18 protein-coding genes and 1 tRNA gene are annotated in these 19,936 nt (G+C 62.3%); 7 read left to right on the top strand and 12 right to left on the bottom strand.

Going from position 1 to position 19,936, the window contains the following annotated elements; translation table 11 throughout:
• Positions 1–28: 28 nt before the first annotated feature.
• Positions 29–1,246 (bottom strand): LL-diaminopimelate aminotransferase, encoded by a 1,218-nt coding sequence (locus AC0NID_RS20580; RefSeq protein WP_473458264.1) that lies wholly within the window; start codon positions 1,244–1,246, stop codon positions 29–31.
• Between the two features lie 43 nt (positions 1,247–1,289).
• Entirely contained in the window at positions 1,290–1,685 is a 396-nt protein-coding gene (locus AC0NID_RS20575; RefSeq protein WP_473458265.1) for a hypothetical protein, read from the bottom strand.
• Between the two features lie 98 nt (positions 1,686–1,783).
• On the opposite strand from AC0NID_RS20575, the gene phaC reads away from it, so the two are divergent.
• The 5 genes from phaC to AC0NID_RS20550 all read left to right on the top strand — a co-directional run bounded on the left by phaC (position 1,784) and on the right by AC0NID_RS20550 (position 10,134).
• A complete protein-coding gene (gene phaC, locus AC0NID_RS20570) occupies positions 1,784–3,619 on the top strand; it encodes a class I poly(R)-hydroxyalkanoic acid synthase (protein ID WP_473458266.1) in 1,836 nt (611 codons plus the stop codon).
• Positions 3,620–3,944: 325 nt separating this feature from the next.
• Positions 3,945–5,081, top strand: a complete 1,137-nt coding sequence (locus AC0NID_RS20565) for a YcbK family protein (RefSeq protein ID WP_473458282.1) — start codon at positions 3,945–3,947, stop codon at positions 5,079–5,081.
• Positions 5,082–5,253: 172 nt separating this feature from the next.
• Positions 5,254–5,328, top strand: a tRNA-Glu gene (locus AC0NID_RS20560).
• 174 nt (positions 5,329–5,502) lie between these two features.
• Positions 5,503–6,663 carry a hypothetical protein gene (locus AC0NID_RS20555; RefSeq protein ID WP_473458267.1) on the top strand — a complete coding sequence of 387 codons (1,161 nt, stop codon included), beginning with the start codon at positions 5,503–5,505 and terminating at the stop codon, positions 6,661–6,663.
• 75 nt (positions 6,664–6,738) lie between these two features.
• Positions 6,739–10,134, top strand: a complete 3,396-nt coding sequence (locus tag AC0NID_RS20550) for a hypothetical protein (RefSeq protein WP_473458268.1) — start codon at positions 6,739–6,741, stop codon at positions 10,132–10,134.
• Positions 10,135–10,193: 59 nt separating this feature from the next.
• Here AC0NID_RS20550 and AC0NID_RS20545 read toward each other — a convergent pair whose 3' ends face one another.
• The 4 genes from AC0NID_RS20545 to AC0NID_RS20530 all read right to left on the bottom strand — a co-directional run bounded on the left by AC0NID_RS20545 (position 10,194) and on the right by AC0NID_RS20530 (position 13,157).
• Positions 10,194–10,886, bottom strand: coding sequence for a hypothetical protein (locus AC0NID_RS20545; protein ID WP_473458269.1), 693 nt, complete (start codon positions 10,884–10,886; stop codon positions 10,194–10,196).
• Between the two features lie 74 nt (positions 10,887–10,960).
• A complete protein-coding gene (locus AC0NID_RS20540; RefSeq protein WP_473458270.1) occupies positions 10,961–12,466 on the bottom strand; it encodes a terminase large subunit domain-containing protein in 1,506 nt (501 codons plus the stop codon).
• Complete coding sequence (locus tag AC0NID_RS20535) at positions 12,463–12,870, bottom strand: hypothetical protein (RefSeq protein ID WP_473458271.1); 408 nt, start codon at positions 12,868–12,870, stop codon at positions 12,463–12,465. Before AC0NID_RS20535 ends, AC0NID_RS20540 begins: the two co-directional genes overlap by 4 nt.
• Positions 12,867–13,157: a hypothetical protein gene (locus tag AC0NID_RS20530; RefSeq protein ID WP_473458272.1), complete on the bottom strand. Its 291-nt coding sequence runs from the start codon at positions 13,155–13,157 to the stop codon at positions 12,867–12,869. Before AC0NID_RS20530 ends, AC0NID_RS20535 begins: the two co-directional genes overlap by 4 nt.
• Positions 13,158–13,489: 332 nt before the next feature.
• On the opposite strand from AC0NID_RS20530, the gene AC0NID_RS20525 reads away from it, so the two are divergent.
• Both AC0NID_RS20525 and AC0NID_RS20520 read left to right on the top strand, forming a co-directional pair.
• Complete coding sequence (locus tag AC0NID_RS20525) at positions 13,490–14,167, top strand: hypothetical protein (protein WP_473522333.1); 678 nt, start codon at positions 13,490–13,492, stop codon at positions 14,165–14,167.
• Positions 14,160–14,705: a TIGR02391 family protein gene (locus tag AC0NID_RS20520; protein WP_473458274.1), complete on the top strand. Its 546-nt coding sequence runs from the start codon at positions 14,160–14,162 to the stop codon at positions 14,703–14,705. The genes AC0NID_RS20525 and AC0NID_RS20520 overlap by 8 nt, the downstream gene beginning before the upstream one ends.
• A 73-nt stretch (positions 14,706–14,778) precedes the next feature.
• Here AC0NID_RS20520 and AC0NID_RS20515 read toward each other — a convergent pair whose 3' ends face one another.
• From AC0NID_RS20515 to AC0NID_RS20490, 6 genes are all read right to left on the bottom strand, one after another.
• Positions 14,779–14,997: a hypothetical protein gene (locus AC0NID_RS20515; RefSeq protein ID WP_473458275.1), complete on the bottom strand. Its 219-nt coding sequence runs from the start codon at positions 14,995–14,997 to the stop codon at positions 14,779–14,781.
• Positions 14,998–15,694: 697 nt separating this feature from the next.
• Positions 15,695–17,224: a TOTE conflict system archaeo-eukaryotic primase domain-containing protein gene (locus tag AC0NID_RS20510; protein ID WP_473458276.1), complete on the bottom strand. Its 1,530-nt coding sequence runs from the start codon at positions 17,222–17,224 to the stop codon at positions 15,695–15,697.
• The gene (locus AC0NID_RS20505) at positions 17,221–17,619 is read right to left on the bottom strand and encodes a hypothetical protein (protein ID WP_473458277.1); all 399 of its coding nucleotides are present in this window, start codon (positions 17,617–17,619) and stop codon (positions 17,221–17,223) included. The genes AC0NID_RS20510 and AC0NID_RS20505 overlap by 4 nt, the downstream gene beginning before the upstream one ends.
• A gap of 56 nt (positions 17,620–17,675) precedes the next feature.
• Positions 17,676–17,957, bottom strand: coding sequence for a helix-turn-helix transcriptional regulator (locus AC0NID_RS20500; RefSeq protein ID WP_473458278.1), 282 nt, complete (start codon positions 17,955–17,957; stop codon positions 17,676–17,678).
• Positions 17,958–18,048: 91 nt separating this feature from the next.
• Positions 18,049–18,594, bottom strand: a complete 546-nt coding sequence (locus AC0NID_RS20495; protein ID WP_473458279.1) for a hypothetical protein — start codon at positions 18,592–18,594, stop codon at positions 18,049–18,051.
• Positions 18,591–19,742 (bottom strand): tyrosine-type recombinase/integrase, encoded by a 1,152-nt coding sequence (locus AC0NID_RS20490; RefSeq protein WP_473458280.1) that lies wholly within the window; start codon positions 19,740–19,742, stop codon positions 18,591–18,593. Before AC0NID_RS20490 ends, AC0NID_RS20495 begins: the two co-directional genes overlap by 4 nt.
• Positions 19,743–19,936: the final 194 nt, after the last annotated feature.

The raw sequence follows: 19,936 nt of genomic DNA, 5'->3' as shown, positions 1-19,936 counted from the left end.
GGATTTGGTCGATGTGATATCGGGCAACTCAGCGATGCGCGGCGAGCGGCACCACATTGTCGGGCTGCTTGGCGCTGGACGCCAGGAAGCGCTTGATATTACGCGCCGCCTGCCGGATCCGGTGCTCGTTCTCGACCAGTGCGATGCGCACGTGATCGTCGCCATGCTCACCGAAGCCGACACCCGGCGCCACCGCCACATCGGCGTGCTCGATCAGAAGCTTGGAGAATTCGAGCGAACCGAGATGCTTGAACGGCTCCGGTATCGGCGCCCAGGCAAACATCGACGCCGCCGGCGCCGGAACCGTCCATCCGGCGCGGCTGAAGGCGTCGACCATGACGTCGCGGCGCTTGTGATAGATGTCACGGACTTCGGCGATATCGGCGCCGTCACCGTTGAGCGCGTGCGCGGCCGCCACCTGGATCGGCGTGAAGGCACCATAGTCGAGATAGGACTTGACCCTGGTCAGCGCCGAGATCAGTCGCTCGTTTCCGACGGAAAAACCCATGCGCCAGCCGGGCATGGAAAAGGTTTTCGACATCGAGGTGAACTCGACAGCGACGTCGATGGCGCCCGGTACCTGCAGCACCGAGGGCGGCGGATTGCCGTCGAAATAGATTTCCGAATAGGCAAGGTCCGACAGGATGATGATGTCGTTCTTCCTGGCGAAGGCCACCACGTCCTTGTAGAAATCGAGCGAGGCGACCTGCGCCGTCGGGTTCGACGGGTAATTGAGGATCAACGCCAGCGGCTTCGGGATCGAATGGCGGATGCCGCGCTCCAGCGCCGGAATGAAGCCGTCGTCCGGCTCCACCTGCAATGAGCGGATGACACCGCCCGACATGATGAAGCCGAAAGCGTGGATCGGATAGGTCGGATTGGGGCACAGGATCACGTCGCCGGGCGCGGTGATCGCCTGCGCCATATTGGCGAAGCCTTCCTTCGAACCCAGCGTCGCCACCACCTGCGTGTCCGGGTCGAGTTTCACGCCGAAACGGCGGGCATAGTAATTGGCCTGGGCGCGGCGCAGGCCCGGAATGCCGCGCGACGACGAATAGCGGTGCGTGCGCGGATCGCGCACCACCTCGCACAATTTGTCGACAATGGCCTTGGGCGTCGGCAGGTCCGGGTTGCCCATGCCGAGGTCGATGATGTCGGCGCCGCGCGAACGGGCACTGGCCTTCAGCCGGTTGACCTGCTCGAAGACATAGGGCGGAAGCCGGCGGACCTTGTGAAATTCTTCCATGTCAATTCCAGACAAAGGTGGTTTTCGGTCGCGCGATATAACCCTATTTGCAGGTAGGGTCGAGGGCAGGATCGCAATTGGTCTCGATCTGCTTCAGTGCATCGGCGCCGTGCTTCCTTGCTAGCGTGTTCAGCGCCGCCGTGTTCGCGGCCCTGACCGCGCCGCCCCGGGCACCCTGCGCCTGCCCGTCGGCCTTCAACTGGGCGAGCTTGGCGCTCTTCTCCTCCTCGGTGAATTGCTCAGCCGCCACTTGCGGCGGGATGTTCAGGTTCGGATAGGCGCCGGTGTCCTTTGGCCCTTCGACGAGGCTGGCGGCGGGTGCCGTGCCCTCGGTGTTGGTGCTCGAACAGCCGGCGATCGCCAGCAGGACGACCGCCGCGCCCATGCGGCAAAAACGACCAGTGCCGGAAAAAACAGTTTCGCCAATATTAATCGTCATATTGTTTCCTTAGGCAGCCGGGGTAGAGCGCGTTGGACCCTGTCGGATGTCCCATGATAATATGTCAAGAAAACGCTTCGGGAGGAACCCCGCGAACCATGTCCAAAAGACCCGATTCGGGCAAAGCGGAAGATGACCAGGCTTCGACCGTCGAGCAATATCTGGTGAAGGACCCGGAACGCTTCGCCTTGAACATGGCACGCATGATCGAGCAGGCCGGCAAGGCGGCTTCCGCATGGGCCGAGCCGCGGGAAAAAGGCGAGGTGCGCGACCATGTCGCCGAGCCGGTCGTCGACATGGTGAAAACCTTCTCCAAGCTCAGCGAATATTGGCTTTCCGATCCGCAGCGCGCGCTGGAGGCGCAGACGCGGCTGTTCTCCGGCTACATGACCGTCTGGGCCAACTCCATCCAGCGCATCGGCGCCGGCGGCCAAGATACCGACGACGCGGTCAAGCCCGAGGGCGGCGACAAGCGTTTCCAGGACCCTGAATGGGGCCGCAACGCTTTCTTCGATTTCCTCAAGCAGGCTTATCTCGTCACCTCGCGCTGGGCGGCCGAGCTGGTCGAGCACGCCGATGGCCTGGACGAGCACACCCGCCACAAGGCCAGCTTCTACGTCAAGCAGGTGTCCAACGCCATCTCGCCGTCGAATTTCATCCTGACCAACCCGGAGCTGTTTCGCGAGACCATCGCCTCGAACGGCGAAAACCTGGTGCGCGGCATGAAGATGCTGGCCGAGGACATCGCCGCCGGCAAGGGCGACCTGAAACTGAGGCAGGCCGATTATTCGCCCTTCGAGATCGGCAAGAACCTGGCCATGACACCCGGCAAGGTGGTGGGCCGCAGCGATGTCGCCGAGATCCTGCAGTACGATCCGGCGACCGAGACCGTGCTCAAGCGGCCGTTGCTGATCTGCCCGCCATGGATCAACAAATTCTACATTCTCGATCTCAACCCGCAAAAATCCTTCATCCGCTGGGCCGTCGAGCAGGGCCACACCGTCTTCGTCATCTCATGGATCAATCCGGACGAGCGGCACGGCACCAAGGGTTGGGAGGCCTATATCAGGGAGGGCTTGCAATATGGCCTGGACACGATCGAAAAGGCCACCGGCGAAAAGGAAGTCAACGCCATCGGCTATTGCGTCGGCGGCACGCTTCTGGCGGCGGCCCTTGCGCTGATGGCGCAGGAAGGCGACCACCGCATCAAATCGGCCACCTTCTTCACCACGCAGGTCGACTTCACCTATGCCGGCGACCTGAAAGTGTTCGTCGACGAGGAGCAGGTCGCGGCCGTCGAAAAGGCGATGAACGAGAAAGGCTATCTCGACGGCACCAAGATGGCGACCGCCTTCAACATGTTGCGCTCCGGCGACCTGATCTGGCCCTATGTCGTCAACAACTACATGCGCGGCAAGGACCCCCTGCCCTTCGACCTGCTCTACTGGAACGCCGATTCGACCCGCATGGCCGCTGCCAACCATTCTTTCTACCTGCGCAATTGCTATCTCGAGAACAGGCTTACGAAGGGCATGATGGAGTTGGCCGGCCGCACGGTTTCGCTCGCTGACATCACCATCCCGGTCTACAACCTCGCCTCGAAGGAAGATCACATCGCGCCGGCGCTCTCGGTGTTCCTCGGCTCGAAATACTTCGGCGGCGAAGTCGAGTATGTGATGGCCGGCTCCGGCCACATCGCCGGCGTCGTCAACCCGCCGGCGGCGCAGAAATATCATTACTGGACCGGCGGCAAGCCAACCGGCGACTTCGATCGATGGTTCGCCAACGCCACGAACCATCCCGGCTCCTGGTGGCCGCACTGGCAACGATGGATCGAGGCGAAGGACGATACCCGCGTGCCGGCCCGCGAACCGGGCAAGCACATGAAAACCCTGGGTGATGCGCCAGGCACCTATGTGAAGGTGCGTGTGTAACGTCTTGTAATGTGTGGTGAGTTGACGTGCCTGCCAAAGAGGGCGAAATGGTGTCGTCAACCCTTAGGTAGCCTCGATTCACCTATAGCCATCGAATTACTTTGAGGCTTGCCTTTTTGACACAGGTCTCGTTTCCGGTTCGGGACAAGGATTATTTCGGCGGGACGTTTCAACGCCGAGCCAATGACGTACCGGCCGGACATCGAGGGGGAATTTTGTTTTGAAATCAGCGGGATCGCGCTTCGCGAAGGGAGAACGCCGCGCCATTGCGGCAGCGCTTTTCTCCGTGCTCCTGGCGTCCTGCACCTCGGCCGGTGACCCGACAATGTCCGTCGGCATGCCTGGCTACAATGCCTCGTCCACCAACAATAGCACGGCCGCGGGCACGCAACAGGTCGCCGCTGATTCGTCCTCGCAGATGACGACTTCACAAATGACGATGACCGCCGAGGGCGACGCAGCCCTTCCCGAGCAGGTCGCTTACGTGCCGGTGGCCAAGCCGGGGACCCAGGGCGGAGCCAGGTCCGATGCCGGCTTCCCGGTCGCCGTTCCCGCCGCGGAGGCGATTGCTGGCCAGACCCCGCAGCCACAGGAACAGCCCGCGCAGGCGGCTGAACAGGCCGACGCTGACGCGCCGAAGACGGAAACGGCCAATGCCGGCACGGCCGCGCCGAAGAAGGCCGAAACCGCCGCGCCGGCGATGAACAATCCGGTCTATGTGACCGCCGGAGAGCCGCAGCCGCAAGCCTATGCGCCAAGGAAGAAGGGGTTCTTCGCCTCTTTGTTCAGCGCCACGCCCGCCTCGGCGGCACCTGCTCCGCAGGCCAACAACAGGTCGGGCGAGCACCCGGTGGCCGCCCAACCCAAGGCGGAGGCGGCGAAGCCGACGATCACGCTGGCCTCGGCCAAATCGGCTGAAAAGCCTGTGCAACTGGCTTCGATCGGCGATACCAGCCATTTCACCGACGACGCGCTGCCCGGCGTGCGCAAGACCGCGCTCTTCGAGATCAAGCGCAAATCCGGCCTCGACGACGACAGCGACGTCGATCTGAACGAGGATGAAGGCGGCGCCTATCAGGTGGCATCCGCCGCCGGCCTCGCCCGGCTGGCGCCCAACGGTCTCCTCAGGCAGACCGAGAATGTCGACGTCGCCTGCCTGAAGCCGTCACTGGTCCGCGTGCTGAAGACGATCGAGGGCCACTACGGCAAGAAGATGATCGTCACCTCCGGCTACCGTGACCCGGCCCGCAACCGCCGCGCCAACGGCGCCAAGAATTCGCTGCACATGTATTGCGCCGCCGCCGACATCCAGGTTCCGGGCGTCTCGAAATCGCAACTGGCAAGCTATGTCCGCAGCATGCCCGGGCGCGGCGGCGTCGGCACTTATTGCCACACCGCATCCGTTCACATCGACGTCGGTCCCGAGCGCGACTGGAACTGGCGCTGCCGCCGCCGGCGGTAGCTGCCGGTCTTCCTCTGGTTTACGAAGACGTCCGGGACGGCCTGCAACGCAGCGCCGAACCGATTGAATCGCCAAAATGCGCGGTTTTGCGGCCATTGAAAAAAGTTGTCGCAGGCAGCAGCAGACGGGTTGCCGGTTTGGCACGACGCAACTATAAGCGCTCAATCTGAGCGCGCCCATCGTCTAGCGGTCAGGACACCGCCCTTTCACGGCGGTAACAGGGGTTCGATTCCCCTTGGGCGTACCAGTTTTACCTAGTAAATATAGGACCTTGGGTTTTCCAAGAGTGTTAGATCGTCCCCGGTGGGTAAAAAACCGGGTAATAAGGGACAGGACGATGGACGCGCCAGTCTGTCGTCTTCTGGCTTTCCCAGCGGCCAATCCTCCGCTCCACCTGGCGTTCAATTCGCGGAGATGAAGCATGGGCGGCGCTTTAGTAACTTCGAATCCGAGCCTTCCAAATGAGAACGACGCCGACGACGCGTCGACGGTCCTATACCGCGAGATGGCTCAGGACGACGGTACCCCGGGTAGAACAATCGCCTTCACCGGTGCGAACGTTCAGCCTCTCGGCTATACTGACCTGGCTGAGGCAAGGCTCCATGAGAAGCTCACTATCCCGCTTACGTGGGAAAACGCCACGGTGATCGACACCGACATTGAGGGCTTGGACAACAGCAAGACACACACCGTGAAAGCGACGCTTCAGAGCGTTTTCACATCACGCGCGATCGGTCTCGTTAAAGGCGGCTGGCTGCCATCCGGGCTAGCCGCGACCCGCCTTGGCATGACGGTCTTGGTGGATCGTAACGTCGTTTCTGAGATCATCGGGCGCTTTGATGGCGGCAAGAACGTCGGTGCCGAGCCGGACTTCCTTGACCTTTTCGCCGACCGGCCTGTACGGATCAATCCGCTGCTCTTCGCCATGGAAGGCAACGCCAGACGCATCCCGTCGCCGGAGCTTTTACGCTCCCAGCTCGATGAGGCTGTGACAAAGCTGCAGGCGGCACTTCCGGCCGCCAAGTTGGTGGTCGGTCCTGGGAGTCTGCAGGGTGCGATGGGCCTTATTGAGGAGGCCCGCTCTGGCTTCGAACGAAAGCAGCGTTTCCTACTACGCGTGGCTCCTGGGCTTACGTCACCGGTCAGCAGGAGGAACATGCAGGCGCGTTGGAACGAAGTGATAGCCGGCGCCGACGCATGTGGCGTTTCTCGCAGTTCGCTGGTCGTGCTCGCGGCTTTAAGCTCGGTCGCTATTCCTAACAGCGGTAGCCCGGCGAAGAAGCTTTTGAAATTCAAGGAGGGCTATTGCGAGGAAGACGCTTACAACGCGCTAGCCGATTTACGCTCGCTTGAGATGCTAATTTATGTGTTCGGATTTTTCCCGGGCGAGCTGGTTCAGCTTTGCACCGCTGACAGGAATCTGGCTCTCTTTTGGACCGGCATTCGGGCATCCAACTTTGCGCGCGTCGGCACCGGCGTCGCTTTTGATTTGTCTCCCGTCGAGGAACTGGTTCCCGGGCCGAAGTGGTACGATTCGTGTTTTGATTGTAGCGCTAGTTCAGGCGAGCACGGGGAGCAATAATTCTTAAGGCATACGGCGCGAGATCGGCAAACTCGCCGAGGCCGCAGAACCCGATTGGGTCAGGACGAAACTCTGATGGAAGAGCCGATCAAGACGTTCGATCTTTCGCCCGAACAGCAAAACACAACAGTGCTGATCCACCGACTGCTCGGCAAACGTATCGCGGACCGTTACGTTGATTTTTGCCGCTTGGCCGCTGGAGCCTTTCCGCTACGTGTATCGAGCCCCATCGCTGCCCACGCTTTGCGTGAACTGGAATCGATCTTGCGGCAAACGCTCGAAGTTCCGATGGAAGTTTCGGTCACCCCGTCATCGGATGACATCGAAAGGATTGGGAAGGCTAAAGTCCAACTGCAAGCGCTTGGATACAGCGATGACGAAATTCAGCGCGCCAGCAATCAATTGCGCCCACGTTTGAGCCACAAGCAACAGATAGACAAGATCGTAACCCGTCTCGGCCTCGCCCCGGATGGCGACATCGCGCGCGCCTGGAAATTGATCTCTCAGGCCCATAGCCAGGCCCATGGCGGCCGCGCGCTTGACCAATCGTTTGTCGTCAATGATGCGTTCCGTGCCACATGGCAGGCGCCATTTGATACCGTTGTCCGCGGCCTCATGATCGCCCTTCAGGGAAAGTACGCCGCGTTTATGCAACGGATCGACCAGTTGGTCGCGATGCCAGATCGCGGCGCGGCGGTCACTAGCTTTTCAAAGGAAGTTCCGGGAGCGCTGCCGCTGCTCTCGCATTTCTTCGACAAACTCGAAACACCGGACTGGCTGCCGCAACTGGCAAAGCGAAATCTGCTTGCCGCGCCGCTGTCGCAAACCGATCAGGCCGGCGACGACAGCTTGTTCCTGCGCCAATGGCCCGCAGCTCGCTATTTGCTGCGCATGGCAAAATCTATTGACCCCGAAACTCGCGCACTTGTCGCCGATACCCTTCGCAATGTAGCTGGATCCTCGCATCCCGACGTCCAGCAAATGGGCATCGAAATTTTGGCGGCGTTGCCGCCGGGTGAAGCAGCCCCATTGGTGGGACTTGCAGAAGGATGGTTGACGTCCGACGCCCATTTCGTCTTTGCGCAGGCGCCACACGACCTAATTAGCTGCCTCGCGCAGGGCGGGGAAGGTTCCGCCGCGCTCCGGGTGGCACGTGCCGTTTTCAAGGTCTTTTCGGAGGACGAAGGGCTCACCACGCTTTTCCCTCGCCATATGTACGAGCATCACTTGCCAGGGGCGGTCAAAGCGATCGCCCCCGTCTGCAAGGTCGAGGCAGTGGCGTTGCTTGCTGACCTTTTGGATCAGGCGTTGCACATCAGTGGCAAGGTGAAAGACAATCCGCCCCACGACTATTCGTATTACACCTCGGGCGAGGTATCAGAGCACGGACCCAAGCACGACGTGATTGACGGGCTTATTGGCGAAATTGTTCGAGCATCAAAGCTCACAATTGAAGCCGACCCCGCCTGCACGCGCGATACCGTAATGCGCATCCGCAATCATTCCCCGAAGCTCTTCGCCCGGATCGCCCTGCACGTGCTCTCACTTAATCCGGCCGGGGCACCTGACGTTGCACAAGCCTGTCTCACTGACCGCGATCTCATTGAGGAAACGTGGTGCCGGATTGAATACGGAGAGCTTGCACGCGCATGGTTTCCATCTTTACCTGCGACGGTTCAGCAAGAAATCTTGGCCTACGTCGATTCGATGCCTGAAAAATATCGCGATCGCTTCAACCAACGCTTTGAGCAACATGAAGAGAGACCCCCGACACAAGAAGAACAACAAAACCACGATGAATCGATCGTGCGTGATCTGTTGTGGCATTGGCGAGAGGTTTTGCCCACCGACCGACGGGAACGTGTAGAAAAACTCGGCGATCCCGATGCTTGGCGGCGGCGCATCTACGAGCCCGAGAAAATCCCGCTCGCCGCGCCCGATTTCTATACCCGTCCCCTCGATGAGATCGTCACATTTCTGCGCACCTGGCGGCAGCCAACTGGTGAGAAGCGCGAAACGGCGACCGCGCTCGCGGGGCAGTTGCGCAAAGCGGCGGAGGGCAATGCGGCTTTGTATTCGGCCAGTGCAGAGCTCTTTGTGCAACTTTCACCCATCTACGTGCGTCATCTCCTCGAGGGGCTCACCGGCGCTTCGACCAATAACAATGATTTGGATTGGAAGAGCACGCTGGTTCTCATTGAAGCCGTCGGGCGGCTCTGCTGTCAGCCTTTACCGAGCAGCATAGAGGGCGACGACCCTGATTGGTCATGGACCCAAAAGGCGGCGATCAAACTGCTCGCTTCCGGTCTACGCCGAGGGGCCGAAGGAATTCCGTTCGCGCACGCCAGGCTCGTGGAAGAGCTCATCCTCCAATTATATCGCACAGCGCCACGGCAACCGGACACAGAGAATTTCGAAGAGGGCTACCGTAGCTCTCCGCACTTTGGTGCTCAATCGACATGGCGCGGAGCAGCGACCGAGCTTGGCGTTCTTCTCATGTTGTGGCTTAGCAAGGACGATGAAAGTGAGGTCGGCAGATCGCCACGCGAAGCTCTCGTTAAGCTTCCTGCCATTCGGCAAGTCTTTGAGGCTGAGCTGACCGATCGCTCCCCGGATGGACGTATCCCTCGCGCGATTCTAGGTCGCTACCTAAACTGGTTTCACTACTTCGCCGAATCTTGGCTCGCCCAACACATGGCTACCCTATTTCCAGACGACGACCTGTTGCTCTGCGATGCCGCCTGGCTCGCCCATCTTTGTGCTGACAACCGTCCGATCGTGGATCTCGCTCCGGCCATGTGCGAGTGCTATGTCACCGAAATCAAACGTCTCACCGAAGATCCATCAGGACGCGATCGACACGATATCGATACTCGCCTCCCCGAGTATCTGGTCATTCTCTATTTGAATGCCGCGCTTCCCGATGAGGTGTTCCGGCTCTTCTGGGACACGGCGCCCTCTCGTTCACGCCAGCACGCGATTTGGTTCCTCGGTATCATACTCGAGCTCCCGCGCGACCAGATCGCCGAAGATGCGCGGGGGCGAGCTTTTTCCTATTGGGATCGTCGACTCGAAGAGGCCAAGGCATCCGCAACGCCAGACTATTTCCGCAAAGAAGTAGGCGCGATTGGGTCATTTTTCTTTCGTGAGGGGATACCCGCAGAATGGCTCATGGACCAATTGCTTTCCATGTCGGAGGCGGGCTTTGCGCCAGATGCGTCCTCTAGTGTGATGGAACGGCTAGTGAAGCTCTCGCCGGACTATCCAGATCGTACTGCCGAAGTCCTGTCTGCGCTCGTCAAGAACCGCCATTTAGAAAGCTGGGTTTACACGGGTCAGCGCGCCAGCATTCGCACGATCTTTACGAACGGTCTTGCAACGGGATCGCCCACAACGGCTGCGGTCGTCACCGAAGCCATCAACTACCTCGCGTCGAGGGGTGACACAGGCTACCTCGACCTCCTTACTTAACGATGCGCGCCGCCCGACTGTCCCCACATTCACTATCGGACTAGTGTTGCCCCGCCAATTCAGGCCGCAATACCACTCGGCACTGGCTCTCGAATGCCGCGGACCTTATCGTCTCGGTCGATGCGCGTTTCCGTTCTGGCCAGGATCATCCGTTGGGCTGCCGCGATCCCCTTCCGCAGCACCTCAAGAGCCTCCTCGGCCTCCTTGCGATGCTGGACCTGCTCGGGGTGCAGAGCCGATCTCGCTCGATCTCTGATCACGTTGAGTCCTTCGTCCTTAAGCCCGGAGAGAAAGCCGGGGGCGTGCAGCACGGCCCCAACCACCCGCCCATCGTCTAGATGGTTCAATACGAAACCAGTGGGATTTTCCTGTGCTCGTACGTGGGCGCGGAGCTCCTGCGCGAGCGCAACTTCGGCTATGCCGGAGGGGGGCTTTGGAAGGTCCACCATCCCCGACTCGAACACCGCAACGGCCCTGCTAACCGCGCTCTCGGCCGAGCGGAGCGGCACGAATTCAGAAAGATCTCCGACAGCACGGCGACCGATGTCGGCGCGCTTCCGATAGATGCCCTCCGGACTGAGGTCACTGTCCTGCTCCACCGCGCGACAGTTCGCGTCAACGGCGGTGATCAGAGCACGCGCGGCGGCCACGGCCTCCTTTAGCTTCTCCCAGTGTATTGCAGTGCTTGGCCATCGGGCCGACGCCGGCGCAATACGAGCCTCGATCTCGATTTCAGTGATCTGTTTCGGCATTTGGAAATCCTTTCATTTGATGCAAGATCAGTCGCCATGCTGAAATCGCATTCTTCAAGAAACTCGGTCCCGGGTCACTGCATCAGCCCCCCGGCTTCATCTTCGGTCAGGTAACGGCGCACCCATGCGCGCGGTCGGTCGTCCCCTACTTCGCGCCAAGAGATGAGCCCACTGCCACCGTAACCGCCGATTGATCCGACCAATACAATCGCCTTGGCCGCTGAACTCGCCATCGTCAGGGCTCCCGCGACGGCATTTGCCAGATCATCGTGGCCGCCCGGGGGGTGATCCACGATGTCACGCCCGCTCCGGCTGGTCCGCCGCTCCAGCCCGATTAGTTGGCTCTCCAAACGAGTGACATCGAGGAGGTCTACGCGGCGCGAATTGATCGCGGGAACAAGTGCAAGATAGAGATCGGAGCGGCTTCTGTCGGACAGACGGTAGTCGACGCCGTAGCGACGAAACAATTCGCGCGGAAACTCGCCCCCGTAGCGATCACCCATGACGGAACGAATCCCATAGGAGCGGATCAGGGCGGCGAAGGCTGAGACGACGGCCTCGGGCGAGAAAGGTGGTATCGCTTCGCGGACGGCATCCAGAACGGCGTCGTCGCCCTCGGCATGCGCAATGGCCAGCGTCATGCTGTCGGCGCTACCGCCTGACGGATCCACGAAAGCGACGTACCTTCCGCCCGGGATCGGCGGGCGCTCTCGAACGCCGGGGGAGACGCAGGCCGCAACGCACTCGCGAGTGACGAGCATTTCCATGTCGGCCCGGAACTCGCCCATGTACTCGGCGCGGGCCGATGCGGCGTCCCGCTCGACGGCCTCGTCGATCAGCGACTGCGCGACCGAAGGATTCATCTCGCGGGTCGTCCCGCGCCAGACCAGAGGCGCGCCGTCCTGCGCCCAGTGGCGGCGGAAGGCGTCCCACAGCGCGCCGCGTCGGGCGTATGGGCTGGATGCGCAGATCAGCATCGCGCCGGGAATCGTCGCCATGCCGGGGCGCACGGCGTCGAGGATGGCGTAGTCCGGCTCGGCGCTGTCGTCGGTCCGCCAGAAGGCCATCTCGTCGCAAAGGACGGCAGCGAAGGTGTACCCGCGCGTCGAACGATGCGAGGCCGTGCCGACTTCGATGGTGACCGAGTTGGTCAGGTCGAAGGCCTCTGCCGTCTCGCGCTGGATTGTCGCCTTGAGGATCGGGATGTTGGTGAGCATTCCGCGGACGTAGCGCAGGATGGTTCGAGCCTGACGCCGATCGGCGGCGATCACGAGAATGGTGGCCCACTCTCCGGGTTGAAGGTGCTGTCGGTACTGCCGAAAGCAGGCCAAATAGACGGCGATCAGCGCCATCACGAAGCTCTTGCCTCCCCGCCTACCGACCACCAGCCACGCCTCAGACGATGCCTCGCTAGGCGCCACGGCGCGCCCGGTGTGGTGCCGGTAGAGCGCCGCCTGATCGTCCGTCATCGGCAGGCCGAAGAGAGCAGCGAGGAACGCGAACCAAACCTCCCAGGTCGGGCGGTGGCGGAACCAGCGACCGAACAGGTTCGGGTCGGCGCAGGCGCGAAGGATGTTCATTCGGCGGCCTCGCTCAGGTACTCGTCGATGGTTGGCGTGATGTCGCGAGACCGGCGCTGAAGGCCGTTCATGTCGAGAAGCCGACGCAGCGTGTTCGCCAGCCGCGAGTAGAGGCTGAGGGAGTCGAGATCGGGGCCGGCATCCCCGGCCAGCGCAAACACGCGCTCCATCCGCTCCATCTCCACCGTGATCGCGGCGGCCCGCCTGACGATGCTCTTCTCCGCCTCGCTGCAAGCATCCACGCCGCCAAGATCGGATATGTGCAGCGCCATCACGTCCCGCACCCGGCGAACCCAGAACGTTCGGCCATCGACGCCAGGCAGAAGGTCCTTGCCGTTGGTGATCCGCGTTCGGTGGGTGGCCGGATATACCGGGGGAACCCCGGAGGCCTGCGACGTGGTCATTTCCGCGCCCGCCCGCCGGACTGGACGCCGACCAACCCCGACTTGCAGCTGCGGTAGAGCTGCCGCAGGGCGGCGGCAGGGTCGCCCACCGCGTCCATGAACTGACGGACGGTCATGCCATCCTGATAGAAGCGGACAGCGGAGGGCCGCAGCACGCGAATCCGATCGTCCGCGCCGACGCCGGAAGTCTTCAGCGCCAGACCCTCGGCGGAGGTACTTTGGCCCCCGCCAGCGGGTCGGCGAACCGGCGCTGCAGCGTGGCGAGCGGAGGGGTATTTCGGGGCCATTTTAACCTCCATACTAACTGACGGGGGCTATTATAGCCTAGCATTCGGTTGTAAGTATTTGAGTTTGTTAGCTAATCCTAACTAGTGCAGGCAGTCTGTTACCGCCTTGATGGGGCGGAAGGTCGGCTGCGGTCGGTCCCGGGTTGTGAGGACGAGGTCGGTTGCCTTGGTGGCGGAGAAATGGAGGGATTATGAAGTTCAACCGAGTCTCATTAAAGACTGGTAAACCACATATCGCCTTGCAACTTTCAGTGGACGCAATTTCTAACGCCTTGACACTATGGTTGCAGGCGGGGAATGTCCGATGATTTGATCATGAACGGGGATTAAAGATGGCTGGGGAAAATGGATACCCTCAAATACCGGCTACTGTTTGGCGGGGTGTTTGGAATATTCTTAGAAACAAGCCTAGTCGGAAGCTAGACGACGGTGTTTTGGCAATTGAACTTAACGTTCAACCGACGGCCGCCAAGCAATACCAAAAAGAGCTTCAGAAACTAGGCATCATTACAGGCGAGGGCCAACCGACCGACCTCGCCGGGCGTTGGCGCAATGACGGCGATGACCAAGAGGTGATCGCCGAAATATTGAAGGGCCCCTATCCTGAAGCCCTGCTTGATCTCGCGCCACGAGACGCCTTGGATCGCAATAAAATCGTGCGCTGGTTTATGGGTCAAGGATTGGGGGAAGGGTCTGCGAAGAACAAGGCAGCCACCTACATGATGCTGGCTAAGGGAGTTTCCGCGACTGAAACTCCGCGTCCAGCCGCGGCAGCGGGCGCGCAGTCCGGGGAGCGCCGAAGGAAAGATCAGCCTGCGGAACGTCCCCGGCGGGTTAGAGAAGAGCGACAACGGGTGGTTGCTCAGGAAGAGGTCGCGGGTAGCCCCCCTGCCCCCCGCGGCTCTCGCCGCCCCGATTTGAACGTGAACATACAGATACACATATCCGCAGACGCCTCGGCTGAGCAGATCGATGCAATATTTGCCGCGATGAGCAAATATTTTGATTGATATCAAGTTTCTCCACCGGCTGCGGTCGCTGCAGGAATACATTCGGGAGATAGGGCTCGGCGGAAGCCAACTATCGCTTCCGGCTCCGAGGTTGTTATTGCTCCCCGGGGGGCAGGCGTCCGCGGAAGCTAAGGAGGAGTTTCTCTTCGCGCAACTGGTCACGGAACCCGAAATTATCGAGGTTTCTCAAGACCTATTTGAATCCGGATTTTTTAATCAAGCGGTCAACGAAAGCTTCAAAGCGCTGGACAAATTCATCCAGGAGAAAGTCGACAATAAGCAGCAATCCGGCACCAAGTTGATGAATGAGGTATTCTCCCCTAACGATCCCTTGCTTGCCTGGTCGGAGCGCACATCGGCGTCGGAAATAGATGAGCAGAAGGGCTATCACTTTCTTTTCTCCGGTGCCTTTACCGGAATAAGAAATCCCACCGCTCACGAAATCGACTGGATAGACGACCACACACACGCGCTCGACGCGATCCTTGTCGCCCAGCATCTTCTGCGCAGAGCGAAGGCTGCTTCCAAGATAAAATAGTCTCATAGTTGCGGCCGTATCGCCTCGCCGGGCGGGATCGTGTGGACTAGATAGCCTGCGCGGCACCGGGGGATCACCCTTCCAGCCATCGCCAGCGGGTCGAGGTGCGTCGTAGGCTGGCCCGGCGCGGCGCGGCACCCATCGTCACCATCAGCCGCCAGCGCTGCGAGGGCGGCATGTCGGGGAGGAAACCTAGCAGCGACCCGATCCGCCGCATGAACGTTACCGCGTCGGCTGCATCTCCAGCGGCATCGTCACGCCGCCGCGATAGACCGCCTGCAGCGTCTCCCAACGCTCGCTCACTCCTCGGTCCGGAAGTGCATCGTAGCCAGAACGCCGTCGTGGAACCGCCACACGGGGGTGACCTCCGCGACCACGAGGTGCCCGTCCAGTTCATTCATCGCGCTGTCTCCAGTTGCTTCTAGAGTGGTGCCGGCTGCTGGCGCCGTAAACGGGTCGCAGGCGCTCGCCCCCGCCGCCCGAGGGTAGTATCGGGCGCGCCGGTAAACCCGCCCTGCGGTCCGCCTGCGGCGCCAGCAGCGGATGCCGAGGCGGCCTGCCCGGACGGCGCGGCGGCAGGCCGGGAGGACCCGAAGCCTCCACTACTCGTAAAGCGCGGTTCGCGAGCCTGCGGAAGTATTGGAGAAGTGAAAAAAGCGTAGCGTTTATAATGCGTTACGTGTACCCACTTCTCATACTTCCGGTACTTCCGGTAACGCGCGCGGCTAAAGGATATTTTGAACCGTGCTTTCGCACACTGCGCGCACACAGTAACCCCGGCCACAGAGTCGCCGTCCCGTTGACGTTCATACTGCCCAGTGCCGAGGACCGCACACCGCGCGCGTTTTTACCGGAAGTACCGGAAGTACGAGAAGTGGACGCGCCCAACGCCTTATAAACGTCGGGTTTCGGCCACTTCTCCAATACTTCCCGTACGCTCATACGCGCGCCATACGGGTAGTAGCGGGCCACGGTTCGGGTTCGGGCGCTCATATCTGCTCCCCCGGCAGTGGCGGAATGTCCGCCTCCGGCATCGGCTGGAACTGGCTCGCCGGGATGCTGAAAAGACTGACCCTCTTTCCCTTGATGGTCGTGTTGAACGCTTCGCCGCCCATCCCCCGGATGCGCCGCCCCATCTGGCGGTTCGGCTCGGTCGCGAAGCGGCTTCTCTGCCGCCCGAGGTGTTCGATAAAGTTCGGCAGTCGAAAGAGATGGACCCCTCGCTCCTCGTCCTCCCACGGTCGGCCGACGAGCAGATCATCGCGCGTCTCGCCCCTGTGACGGTTGGTCAGGAACTCCTCCAGCACCTCGCGGAACTGATCGGCAGCGGACACCCCGGCGTCGAGCACGACGGGCTCGGCGTTCGCTGCAGCCTTGTTGACGTGATCGATCCACCGATTGCGATCCTTGACGAGGTGAAACGCTCGACCGATCTGCGCCAGCGAGCATTCGTTGAACTTCTGCTGATTTATCACCTCGCGCGCCGTCGCGACCATCTCCCGTCCGCCGATCTGGATGCGCCACGTGGCCTCGCCGTCGTCAGTCTCGATCCAGACTCGCTCAAACACGGGTAGCCCCCGGTGCGACTGCCGCAGCGCCGAGGAGCCCCTGCGCGCACCGGCGTCGAACTGGCGCTGCCAGAGGGCGTCGAATTCGGCCTCGCAGCCCGGCTTCCTGACCGCCCACGCATTGCGAAGCTGGCTCCGCGCCTCGGCCTCGGGCAGACCGGCATCGCGAACGTAGCGGGCGAGGTCGAACGCTCCGGCCGCCAACTGGTTGTTGGCGTCGCCCGGCGCGGCCACTGCCACCTGCCTGCACCAGTACCTGAGCCGTTCCTCGGCGTCCTCGCGTGTGGCCGCAAGCGGCTGATCGTCCTCGCCCGAAGTGGCCAGCGCCGCCAGATCGGCGGCGGTCGTCTTCGCCCTTTCTGCAACATGCAGGAACTCGGCCACGGACATCGCCAGATCGCCCTTCTTCGCTGCATAGCGATCAGTATCGTCGCCGCCGAAGTACGGTATGTTGATGCCGCTGCCGTTGTTATCGAGCCTGTCCTGCTTCGGGAACACCTCCGCTTGTGGATGTCCGAGACGCGCGGCGATCCGCTTCAGCACGGGCCGAAGCTCGACGGCTCGGGTCGGCTCGGACAGGAGGGCGTACAAGTGGGCCCCGCGCGATATGGACCGGCAGACGACGAGCGGAAGCTTCCGCCGCTCGACATCCTTCAAGAGTTCCGACAGCGAGAGGTCATAGACGTCGATGTCGATTGCCCCGAACGCACAGGTTCCGTCCTCCCGCACCGGCACCACGACCAGACCGACCTCGCCGTCGAGGTGACGCTGCCAGTCTTCGAGGCCGTACGGAGTGGGGATGTCCCTGCCGTAGTCCTTCTTGGCCTTCTCGCCGTGTTTGCCGGGGGTGACGCCGAGCAGCCGATAGGCGCGCTCGGCCCCGGCAAACAACTCCGCCATCCGCTGGGCGTGGGTCGGCTCGTCGCCTACCACCTTGAGAGCCGCACTCATGCCCCACCCCCCGCCGAGGGCAGCTCGTCCATGTCGAGCACGGCCGCCGGGTCGAGTCCGGCCGACCGAAGGAGGGCATGGTCGCCGTCCTCGGCGGCCCACAGGAGCGCCGCATCCTCGCCGTCGGTCGGACACGCCGGGTTAGCGCGGACTGTCGCCCGCTGCTGGGTTCGCTCGAACGCCGCCACGAGTCGGGCACGGGCGAGCTGCCCCCGATCAACCGGGTCCTGCGGTCGCCGGAAGAGCTCCCCGTGCTCGCCCGGCACGACGATGTCGCCATCCCACCCCAGCCGGTAGATGTGAAAGATCGTGCCGTCCCCGCAGGCGACCGTCAGTCTGGTGCCGCCGGAGACCCGCTGGTCGGCCGCCACCCGCTCGAAGTCGGTGCCGTCCACGCGCCGCGCCAGTCGCGTGCGCTCTCTTCGCTCTCTACTGTCCATCGCGACGGCCCTCAACGACCAGCGCCACTGGTGGCGTTGTCCGAGCGCACCTTCAGGCTGACGCGCTGCTTCGCCGAGTTGACGGGGTCCTCGCGGTCGCGTATCCAGTCCCGGATGGCCGCGGGACTGATGCGGACGACGGACCCGACCATGCGAAGCTCGCGGGGCCCCTCACCGCGAGCGCGCATCTTGTAGTAGGTCGGGTCGGAGATTCCGAAGCGACGGCAGAACTCCGGGATGGAGACCGCCCCTTCGAGGTCGTCCCCCGGCTTGTAGTTCGGATTTAGATTCATTGCGTTAGCTCCGATAATTAACCGAAACTAACTATGGCCCGCACGGGCGGCTGCAGGCTATCGGGCGCGCACGTGTGATACCCTTAGAGTGCTATCCGATGATCGGGTCCTTCTCTATCCGGCGACGGAGCGCCGCGAGTCGGTTGCGCCGCGAGTCCTTGGCGAGCTTGTTCATCTTTGAGACCGTGGGTTCTTTGCGGTCGTGAAGCTTGGCAACTACGCGAGTGGCCATCCTTCCGACTATAGTGTCCCGCTCCGCAGGATACTCTTGTTCAAGAAGCTTCCTAACCACTCTTCGGTAGTCCGCGATGCCTAACGCTTCTTTCCGGTCCGTCGGGTCGAGCTTCGCCCTGGAAGAGAGGGCATTGAATTCGACTAGATCGGCGACGACCTCGATCATGCGCGCGGACGGTGCGTCACGCAGGGTCTGCGCGACTGGAAGCCAGCGGTTTTTGCCATGACCATCAAGCGCAGTCAACAGAGCTGCGCGCTCGCTCGCCTTGAGCCATGTTCCCTTCTCGAGAAAATCGCCGCCTCCCTCAGTTGGGAGTGAAAAACGCCACTCCACCCAGTCGGCCAGCGCCGACAGACCGCTCACGTCGTCGTGCAAAGGCCACGCTGGCTTCACCCACGTCATCGCCTCGCCTCCATCGGCATGACGTTGCCGGGGGTCGCCAGCCCGAAGCGCGGCCCGCTGGTGCGGATCGCCTCGTCGCGATAGTCCTCGGTCAGGTGGCCATAATGTCGCTCCACCATGCGCGTGTCGGCGTGACCGAGGTTGCCGGCCACGACCAGCAGCGGGACGCCGTTCATCACCGACAGCGAGGCGTAGGTGTGGCGCAGCGCGTGGAAGCCCACCGCTGGCACGATCTTGGCCGCCGCGCAGGCGTCCAGCATCGGCCGCGACTGATGGTTCTTGTCCCATGGCTCGCCGTCGGCGCGGCGGAACAGATGCTCCCCGGCAGGCCGACCGGCCGTCAGCGCCGTGAAGAAAGCCACCCCCTCCTCCGTCAGGCGAACATCGCGCGGCCTGCCGGACTTGGACTCCCGCACGACGATCCGGCCGCGCTGGAAGTCGCCGACCAGCAGCCGACAGAGTTCGCCGTAGCGGCATCCGGTGAGCAGCGCGCCGTGCGCGATGTCGCGGAAGCCGTTGGCCGCGTCCGCCGCGTTGATCAGGCGCTGCGACTCCGCGACCGACAGATGGCCGGGGCGCGCCACGTCCACATTGCCGAAGGGCTCCAGCCGCCGCCACGCGAGGTCGTCATTGACTCGGCCAGCCTTGAAGGCCCGATTCAGCGCGGCTTTCAGTATCGTAACCGTGCGATTGACGGTGGCGCGCCGGGCGCGCGCCTCCCCTGGCGTGGTCGGGGCCGGACGATAGCGCTGCTCCTTACCCTTGCGGGTTCTGATCCGGGCGGGCGTGGCCGCCAATTCGTCCCGCCAGCGGACCAGCCGGTCGGTCGTCAAATCCTCGACCCTCAGGCCGCCAAGCTCCGGTTCGATGTGGACCTTCCAGCGCCGCTCGGCCTCCCCTGCGGTCTTACGCTCGGCCTCCAGGAAGGCGAGATAGTCCTTCATCGCGTCGGCGACGGTGGGGTGCCGGGGGGAGCCGCCCGTCGCCTGCTTCGAGGTCGCCGCCCAGTTGTGGGCACGGCGCTGCGCGTCGGCGTAGGAAAGAACGGTCTCGCCATCAGCGTCCTGATAGTCGTCGGCGAGACCGAGCGTCTCCTTCTGGTAGGGGCTTCCTGCGCCGTCGGAGCCGCCTCGATATCGTCGAACCACCCATTTCCCGGGGACTCCCACGCGCCTCCGTCGATACCCCAGGTGAAGCTCGCCGGGGACGAGAGTGCGCCAGATCGCAACGTCCTCCGCTTGGTCCTGCGACCTTCCTTTTTTCCTTGCCCGGTCGCGTGCCTCCTTGGCTGCGATGGTGACCGCCCGATCCCTTGCGGTCCTAGTCTCCAGTTTAGCGTCTC

The organism is Mesorhizobium sp. WSM4821, assembly GCF_055901555.1.
The sequence above is the reverse complement of the archived record's forward strand: the minus strand, read 5'-3'. Positions and strand labels throughout refer to the sequence as shown.